5 protein-coding genes and 1 pseudogene are annotated in these 7,681 nt (G+C 57.2%); 5 read left to right on the top strand and 1 reads right to left on the bottom strand.

Annotated features, from left to right (window positions below; all coding sequences use genetic code 11):
• Together AC2FNU_RS22835 and AC2FNU_RS22830 are read left to right on the top strand one after the other, a co-directional pair.
• Positions 1 to 175, top strand: a pseudogene (locus AC2FNU_RS22835) (galactitol-1-phosphate 5-dehydrogenase); the annotation flags it as partial.
• A 23-nt stretch (positions 176 to 198) separates the two neighbouring features.
• Positions 199 to 612, top strand: a complete 414-nt coding sequence (locus tag AC2FNU_RS22830; protein ID WP_496793072.1) for a universal stress protein — start codon at positions 199 to 201, stop codon at positions 610 to 612.
• Between the two features lie 82 nt (positions 613 to 694).
• On the opposite strand, the gene AC2FNU_RS22825 is transcribed toward AC2FNU_RS22830, so the two are convergent.
• Positions 695 to 2,743 carry an ASKHA domain-containing protein gene (locus AC2FNU_RS22825; protein WP_496793077.1) on the bottom strand — a complete coding sequence of 683 codons (2,049 nt, stop codon included), beginning with the start codon at positions 2,741 to 2,743 and terminating at the stop codon, positions 695 to 697.
• 206 nt (positions 2,744 to 2,949) lie between these two features.
• Here AC2FNU_RS22825 and guaB point away from each other — a divergent pair, with 206 nt between their 5' ends.
• From guaB to AC2FNU_RS22810, 3 genes are all read left to right on the top strand, one after another.
• Positions 2,950 to 4,398 (top strand): IMP dehydrogenase, encoded by a 1,449-nt coding sequence (gene guaB / locus AC2FNU_RS22820; protein WP_171183152.1) that lies wholly within the window; start codon positions 2,950 to 2,952, stop codon positions 4,396 to 4,398.
• A gap of 74 nt (positions 4,399 to 4,472) precedes the next feature.
• A complete protein-coding gene (locus AC2FNU_RS22815) occupies positions 4,473 to 5,630 on the top strand; it encodes an RsmB/NOP family class I SAM-dependent RNA methyltransferase (protein ID WP_496793067.1) in 1,158 nt (385 codons plus the stop codon).
• A gap of 109 nt (positions 5,631 to 5,739) precedes the next feature.
• The coding region (locus AC2FNU_RS22810) for a two-component system sensor histidine kinase NtrB (RefSeq protein ID WP_496793063.1) at positions 5,740 to 7,681 on the top strand (1,942 nt) is incomplete at its 3' end.

Here is a 7,681-nt window from a genome sequence, read left to right as displayed (position 1 = left end):
ATACACCTATACGGCTCAGGATTTTCGCGAAACGGCAGGAGCGATCTTTGACGGGCGGCTTGGTGCGTTGGACTGGGCCGAAGAACGCGCTTTGGCTGACGGAGCACAGGCATTTCGCGATATCCGCTCTGGTGCTGTGGCCGCTCCCAAGATTATCCTGAGACCCTGGGCTTAGACCCGCCAGATTTGGAGGCCTCGATGTATAAAAAAGTTCTTGTCCCTATGGCATTGGATCACGGCATATCGCAGCACACGCTGGAAGTTGCACGCGCATTGTCGGAAAACGGGTCCGGCATTATCGCGTTGCACGTCTATGAAATGCCGCAGGGATCTGTCAGCGCATATCTGGATAAGTCTGTTGTCGCCGAAGGATTTGAGCGTGCGCGGCTGAAACTGCTTGAAAAGGTCGAGGGCCTTGAAGGCGTGAAGCCCGAAATCGTCAAAGGCCACACAGCCCGAACGATCATTGACTATGCCACAAGCAACGGCGTGGATTGTATCGTCATCGGTTCTCACCAACCGGGGTTGAGCGATTATTTCCTCGGATCAACAGCGTCACGCGTGGTTCGTCACGCGCCGTGCGCCGTGCATGTGCATCGCGGGCTCACTTAAAATCTGATGACTACGGCCTTTTAACTCGGATGCGCCGCAAGGAACGACCCGCCAAACACGAGCCGGTCGTTCCATCGCATGATTATCCGCGACGCCGACGGCGACGACCACCACCCGCTTCGGCGTCGGCACCGCCTGTGTTGAAGCTTGGGTGGGGCAAGGTGACAACCTGCGCCAGTTCCGGGAATGGATCGGTTTTGTGTGGAATCGCGTTGGCCGCGACAAAGTGATCCTGAAACTTCGGCTCGATGGCGGTTTCGATTTTCGTGATCTCGCGTACGACGCGTTCAATCTCGGTCCGTGCTGCGATATTGCACAGTGCAATACGTGCACCTGTGCCAGCGGCGTTGCCCGCGCTGGTGACTTTCTCCAGCGGCGCATCCGGGATCATGCCCAGAACCATTGCGTGTTTGGTCGAGATATGGGCCCCGAACGCACCGGCCAGAACCACGCGGTCCACACGGTCAACATCCATCTCATCCATAAGCAAGCGCGCACCGGCATAAAGCGCCGACTTTGCCAGCTGGATCGCGCGGATGTCGCCTTGGGTGACGGTGATGCGCGGGCCACCTTCGGCGCTGGCATCGTGGATCAGGTAGGCATTGGTGCGGCCTTCGGGCACGCTGCGTGCAGTACCGGTCTGCTCGGCCGAGCCTATCAATCCGCTTTCATCTAGCAAGCCGGCGATGCGCATTTCGGCAACGGCCTCGATGATGCCGGAACCACAGATGCCGGTGATGCCAGTGGTTGCGATATCAAGGTCAAATCCGTCCTCATCCGACCATTTCTCGGATCCGATCACGCGGAAACGAGGCTCTTTGGTAACAGGGTCGATCTCAATCCGCTCGATCGCGCCGGGGGCCGCGCGCTGACCCGAGCTGATCTGAGCGCCTTCAAACGCAGGACCAGTTGGCGAAGAACAGGCCAGAACGCGGCTGGTGTTGCCCAACAGGATTTCCGCATTGGTGCCTACATCCACGATCAACACGAGATCCTCGGATTTGCCCGGTTCTTCCGACAGCGCCACGGCGGCGCAGTCCGCGCCTACGTGGCCTGCGATACACGGCAGGATGTAGATTTGCGCGCGCGGGTTCATGGTCGTCAGATCCATCTCGCGCGCGGGCAGGGACATGCTTTCCGATGTGGCCAGCGCAAAAGGCGCTTGTCCCAGCTCAACCGGATCCAGACCCAACAGCAGGTGATGCATGACCGGGTTGCAGACAAATACGGTTTCTACGATCAGAGATGCGTCGATCTCGGCCTCTTGGGCAATCGAGGTCGTCAGATCGTTGATCGCTTCGCGCACGGCCTTGGTCATTTCCTGATCGCCACCGGGGTTCATCATCGAATATGAAACACGGCTCATCAGATCTTCGCCAAAGCGGATCTGCGGGTTCATCAGACCCGAGGACGCCTTGACCTCACCCGTTTCCAGATCGGTCAGGTGGGCCGCAATGGTGGTCGAGCCGAGGTCGATCGCCAGACCATATAGCCCGCCTTCATGCAGACCCGGCCAGATTTCGACAATGCGGGCAACGCTGTCGTTGTGGCCCTTGTGAACGGCCACCGTGGCCTCCCACTTGCCCTTGCGCAGCACCGGTTGCAGCTTGGACAATAGCGACAGATCGGCTGTAACGGCTTCGATTTTCCATTGTTCGCGCAGGGCACGTTCCAACCGCTCCAGATCGCCGGTGGGCGAATGCATGTCGGGTTCTTCGACGACCACGAAGTACAGGCGTGTCGCGGGATCCATGGTAATAGCACGGGCCGCGGCCGCCTTGCGCACGACCTGACGGTGCACCTGGCTTTCGGGCGGGACATCGATCACGACGTCACCTTGCACGGACGCCTGACATCCCAGACGACGGCCCGGTTTCAATCCACGCTTGTCGTCATAGCGCTGTTCAACCGCGTTCCACTCGCTCAGCGCGTCTTCGGATACGGTGACACCATGCTTGGGAAACTCGCCGTAGCTGGGTGTGATCTGACATTTGGAGCAGATACCACGCCCGCCGCAGACCGAATCCAGATCGACGCCCAATTGACGGGCCGCAGTTAGAATCGGAGTTCCGACGGGGAAATGTCCGCGTTTGCCAGAGGGCGTAAAGACGACAAGTGGGTCGGTGGTCATCAGAGACATACCTTTTCATATTCGCGCGTATTGGGCGCAAGATATGATGTTGAGCGCAAAGGGAAAGGGCTATCAGCGGCACGATTTGCTCAGCTTGCGGCGTTTTCTGCGCCGCCGCAGCGCAGAGTTGCTTTGGGGGGCTTTCCCTTTGGTTCAATCCATGCGATAGGGTCGCCGTCAAACGGGCTTTTGCATGGGGTTTTCAGATGCAGATTCGTGAGGCACTCACCTTTGACGACGTTCTTCTGGTTCCGGGCGCATCTTCTGTGCTTCCGGCGACAGCAGATACAACCACACGCGTAACGCGTGAAATCACCATGAACATTCCGCTGCTAAGCTCGGCCATGGACACCGTGACCGAGGCGCGCATGGCGATTGCAATGGCTCAAGCCGGTGGCATCGGGGTCATTCACAAGAACCTTTCGGTCGAAGAACAAGCCCGCGAAGTGCGCCGGGTCAAGCGGTTTGAATCGGGTATCGTATACAACCCGGTCACGTTGCGCGCAGATCAGACGCTGGCAGATGCGCAGGCCTTGGTGGAACGCTACAACTTCACCGGTTTTCCTGTTGTAGATGCGGAAGGACGCGTTGTGGGTATCGTGACCAATCGGGATATGCGGTTTGCGACCTCGGACGACACTCCGATCAAGGCGATGATGACGGCTGACAATCTGGCCATGCTGCAAGAACCCGCTGATCTGGAAGAAGCCAAAAGCCTGATGCGGGCCCGACGCATCGAAAAGCTGCTTGTGGTAGACGCCCAGGGGAAACTGACCGGTCTTTTAACTTTGAAAGACACTGAACAAGCCGTCTTGAACCCTACAGCTTGTAAAGATCGGCTGGGCCGTCTGCGCGTAGCTGCCGCCACATCGGTCGGGGACGCGGGCTTTGAACGCTCGGAACAACTGGTGGATTCTGGTGTAGATATCATTGTGGTCGACACTGCTCACGGCCATTCGCAAGGCGTGTTGGACGCGGTAAAGCGCGTTAAGACGCTATCCAATGAAGTTCAGATCATCGCTGGAAACGTGGCCACTGGTGAAGCGACCAAAGCACTGATCGATGCGGGGGCTGACGCGATCAAGGTGGGCATTGGCCCGGGGTCGATCTGCACTACGCGCATGGTGGCGGGTGTCGGCGTACCGCAGCTAACAGCGATCAGCGATTGTTCGGCAGCGGCCGGCGACGTGCCAGTCATCGCGGATGGTGGCATCAAATTCTCGGGCGATTTTGCCAAGGCGATTGCGGCAGGGGCATCCTGCGCCATGGTCGGTTCGATGATCGCGGGCACCGATGAAAGCCCGGGCGAAGTGATCCTGTATCAGGGTCGCTCGTTCAAATCATATCGCGGGATGGGCAGTCTGGGTGCCATGGCGCGTGGATCGGCGGACCGGTATTTCCAGAAGGACGCAGCCAATGACAAGCTGGTGCCCGAAGGTATCGAAGGGCAGGTGCCTTACAAAGGCTCCGCCAGTGCTGTGATCCACCAGCTGGTGGGCGGCCTGCGTGCCGCAATGGGCTATACTGGATGTGCGACCGTTGAAGAGATGCGCAAAAATTGCAGCTTTGTTAAAATCACCGGTGCCGGTTTGAAGGAAAGCCACGTGCATGATGTTCAGATTACGCGCGAAAGCCCAAATTACCGGGTGATGTAATCTGCTGACCTGTTGCATGCGGCGCCCAGAAACGGGCGCCGTTTTGCGTTCACCAACACCTTAAGGAAGTCGACATGACCCCGGCAGCTCGTGTTCAGGCCGCGATAGAAATCTTGGACGAGATCTTGACCGGAGCGCCGGTTGAAAAGGCTTTGACCGGATGGGCGCGTCGCAGCCGCTTTGCAGGATCAAAAGATCGCGCAGCGGTACGGGATCATGTGTTTGATGCATTACGCTGCCAGCGATCCTTTGCAGCGCTTGGCGGCAGCCACACCGGGCGCGGTTTGATGATTGGTGCAACGCTGGCTCAGGGTGGGGACACAGCAGCCATATTCACAGGCGACAGACATGCGCCTGATCCCGTGCAGCCGTCAGAGACCGCACGGGCCTTTCGGTCAGACGCCGAACGACTTGATATTCCCGAATGGCTTTGGCCTCGGTTTTCGGCTTCGTTGGGGTCCAAGGCGCAAGCCGTGGCCGAGGCGCTGCAATCTCGCGCGCCGGTGCATTTAAGGGTAAATTTGCTCAAGGCTGATCCTGCGTCTGCGATAGCCGCGCTGCAGGCCGATGGTGTTACTGCACAACCGCATGCGTTTTGCGCGACAGCTTTGGAAGTGACCGAGGGCGCGCGCAAAATTGCTCAGGGCCGCGCCTATCAGGACGGATTAGTCGAATTGCAGGACGCCGCCAGTCAGGCGGTTGTTGCGGCGCTAGAGCTTCAGCCGGGGATGCGAGTCCTGGACTACTGCGCTGGGGGCGGGGGCAAATCGCTGGCTCTGGCCGCGTATAAAGGCGTTGAGGTCTTTGCCCATGACGTGAATGCAGCCCGGATGCGGGATCTTCCTGCGCGCGCAGAACGTGCCGGGGCCCGTGTGAAAATTCTGACGACAAAGGAACTAGACGGAGCAGAGCCCTTTGACATCGTGCTTGCGGATGCTCCGTGTTCCGGCAGCGGGTCATGGCGGCGCGCACCTGCCGGAAAGTGGGCCTTGACCGAAGAGCGCTTGCAGGATCTCACGCAAATCCAATCCGATATTTTACAGAATACGTCCTCTTTAGTCCGAAAGGGAGGTGTTTTCGCCTATGCGACCTGCTCGGTTCTGGCTGACGAAAACGACGCAATCGTTGATTCCTTTTTGGCGCGAAACCCGGAATGGACCGAAACATTTCGAAAATCATGGCACGTCGCACACGAGTCAGACGGGTTTTTCACGGCGCACTTGACGAGATGAGGTTTCGGCACATACCAACCTAGGGTAGTTTTTACCTCGCTTGTTTTCGTTAAGCGAGCATTAACTATTTTGGATGTTACTTCCGACACCTTTTGTGCCTGAGCCATTTATGTCTGACACTACTGTTTTTGTACGCGATCCCGCTTACACTCATCTGCCTTCAGCGACGCGCGTGGGATCGCTGCTGAGTTTGGCTCTACTGATCACCTTAGCGCCAATCACAGGTTTGTTGCCGCCGGAGTGGAGTTCTGGCCTTTCAGTGGCAGGGGTTTCCCTCTTGTTTGCTGTACTTTGCGTCACGATCAAAGGGCAACTGGCCATCCGATCCGCTCAGCGCAGCTCGGCACTGATAGGGGCATTTGCGGAACTGGAGGATGTTCCTTTTCTGGTAGCCAACAGGTTTGGCGATATTCTGGTTGCGAACACACACGCACAAAAGAGGTTTGCGGCAGAAACCGGCAAATCTCTGAGTTTATGCTTGCGGTCGACATTTTCGAATCCTCAGGCTGTTTTGCTCAGGTTGCAATCTCAGGCCCAATCGCGCGGCCGTGCCTATGATGAATTTCCCAATAGCGCGAATATGTTGTCCCTGACTGTTTCTCGGCTGAACCCCGAGTTGTATTGCTGGCGCTTTGAAGAAGGCGAGTGGGAAAGCCGTCGAGAGTTGGCCATTCCGGCTCTTTCCGTTGGACACAAAGGCGAAATCCTGCACGTCAATTCCGCTGCCGAAAAGATGTTTGGTCCCGACCTTAAACGTGTTCAAGATGTCTTTTGTGATGGCGCTCCGGTGATAGGGGCTGCAAATTTGGTGAGCACCCGTGAAGGGCTGGTTTCGGTCGCTGTCGCGGATATGTCGACTTCAGGGTCAAAAAAACGCTTGGGCCTGGTTCCACTCAGCGCGTCCTCAAAACAAGGCGCCGGCGCGTCCTTCGAGGATCTTCCGGTTCCAATCCTGAACCTTTCCTCAGACGGCACAATCCTCGACACGAACAGGTTGGCCGTTAAGCTGCTGGGGAAAGAAAGCCTTAAGGGAATCTGCATCAACGACATCATGCTAGGGCTGCGCGTTCCGCTTCGGGATTGGCTTGCGCGCACAGCTCTGGAGGAGGAAGTACCACGGTCAGAGTTCTTGCAGCTGATCCGAGACGACAAAGAGATCTTTGTTCAAGTCACATTGAGCAAAGTTGTCATCGACGGCAAGGCGGGTCTGATTGCAGTCCTGAACGACGCGACCGAGTTGAAAACGCTGGAGGCGCAATTTGTTCAGGGTCAGAAAATGCAAGCCGTGGGGCAATTGGCCGGAGGCGTTGCGCATGATTTCAACAATCTGCTAACGGCGATTTCCGGTCACTGCGATTTGTTGCTGCTGCGGCACGATCAGAACGATCCGGACTATGGGGATCTTGTTCAGATCAACCAAAACGCCAACCGTGCCGCTGCTCTGGTCAGTCAGCTTTTGGCGTTCTCGCGAAAACAAACGCTCAGACCCGAAGTTTTGGATCTGCGCGACACGATTTCGGATCTCATTCACCTGTTGAACCGTTTGGTCGGTGAAAAGGTACAATTGACACTAAGCCATGACCCGGTTCTCAAACCGGTGCGGGCAGACAAGCGTCAATTGGAGCAGGTTCTGATGAACCTTGTCGTCAACGCCCGTGACGCCATGCCTGAAGGCGGAGAGATTCGTATCGAAACCGAAGTTATGCGGCTGTCCCGACCGCTCAGCCGAGATCGGGCGACGGTTCAACCTGGTGAATACGTCACGGTCAAGGTGGTGGACAGCGGGACAGGTATTCCAGCGGACAAGCTGCAAAAGGTGTTTGAGCCGTTCTATACAACAAAACGAACAGGTGAGGGTACAGGGCTTGGGCTTTCAACCGTCTACGGGATTGTGAAACAAACAGGCGGTTTCATCTTTGTCGACAGTGTTGTCGGGCGCGGTACGGAGTTTACGGTCTTTCTGCCGGTGTGCGCGACCGCTGAAGAGATTGAGATCAAGACCCCGGCAAAACCTGACACGCAAAGCACTCGGCAAGGCGAGGGGGTGGTGC

Source organism: Ruegeria sp. BHSB064 (assembly GCF_059613205.1).
This window is presented reverse-complemented; position numbering and strand designations above follow the sequence as displayed.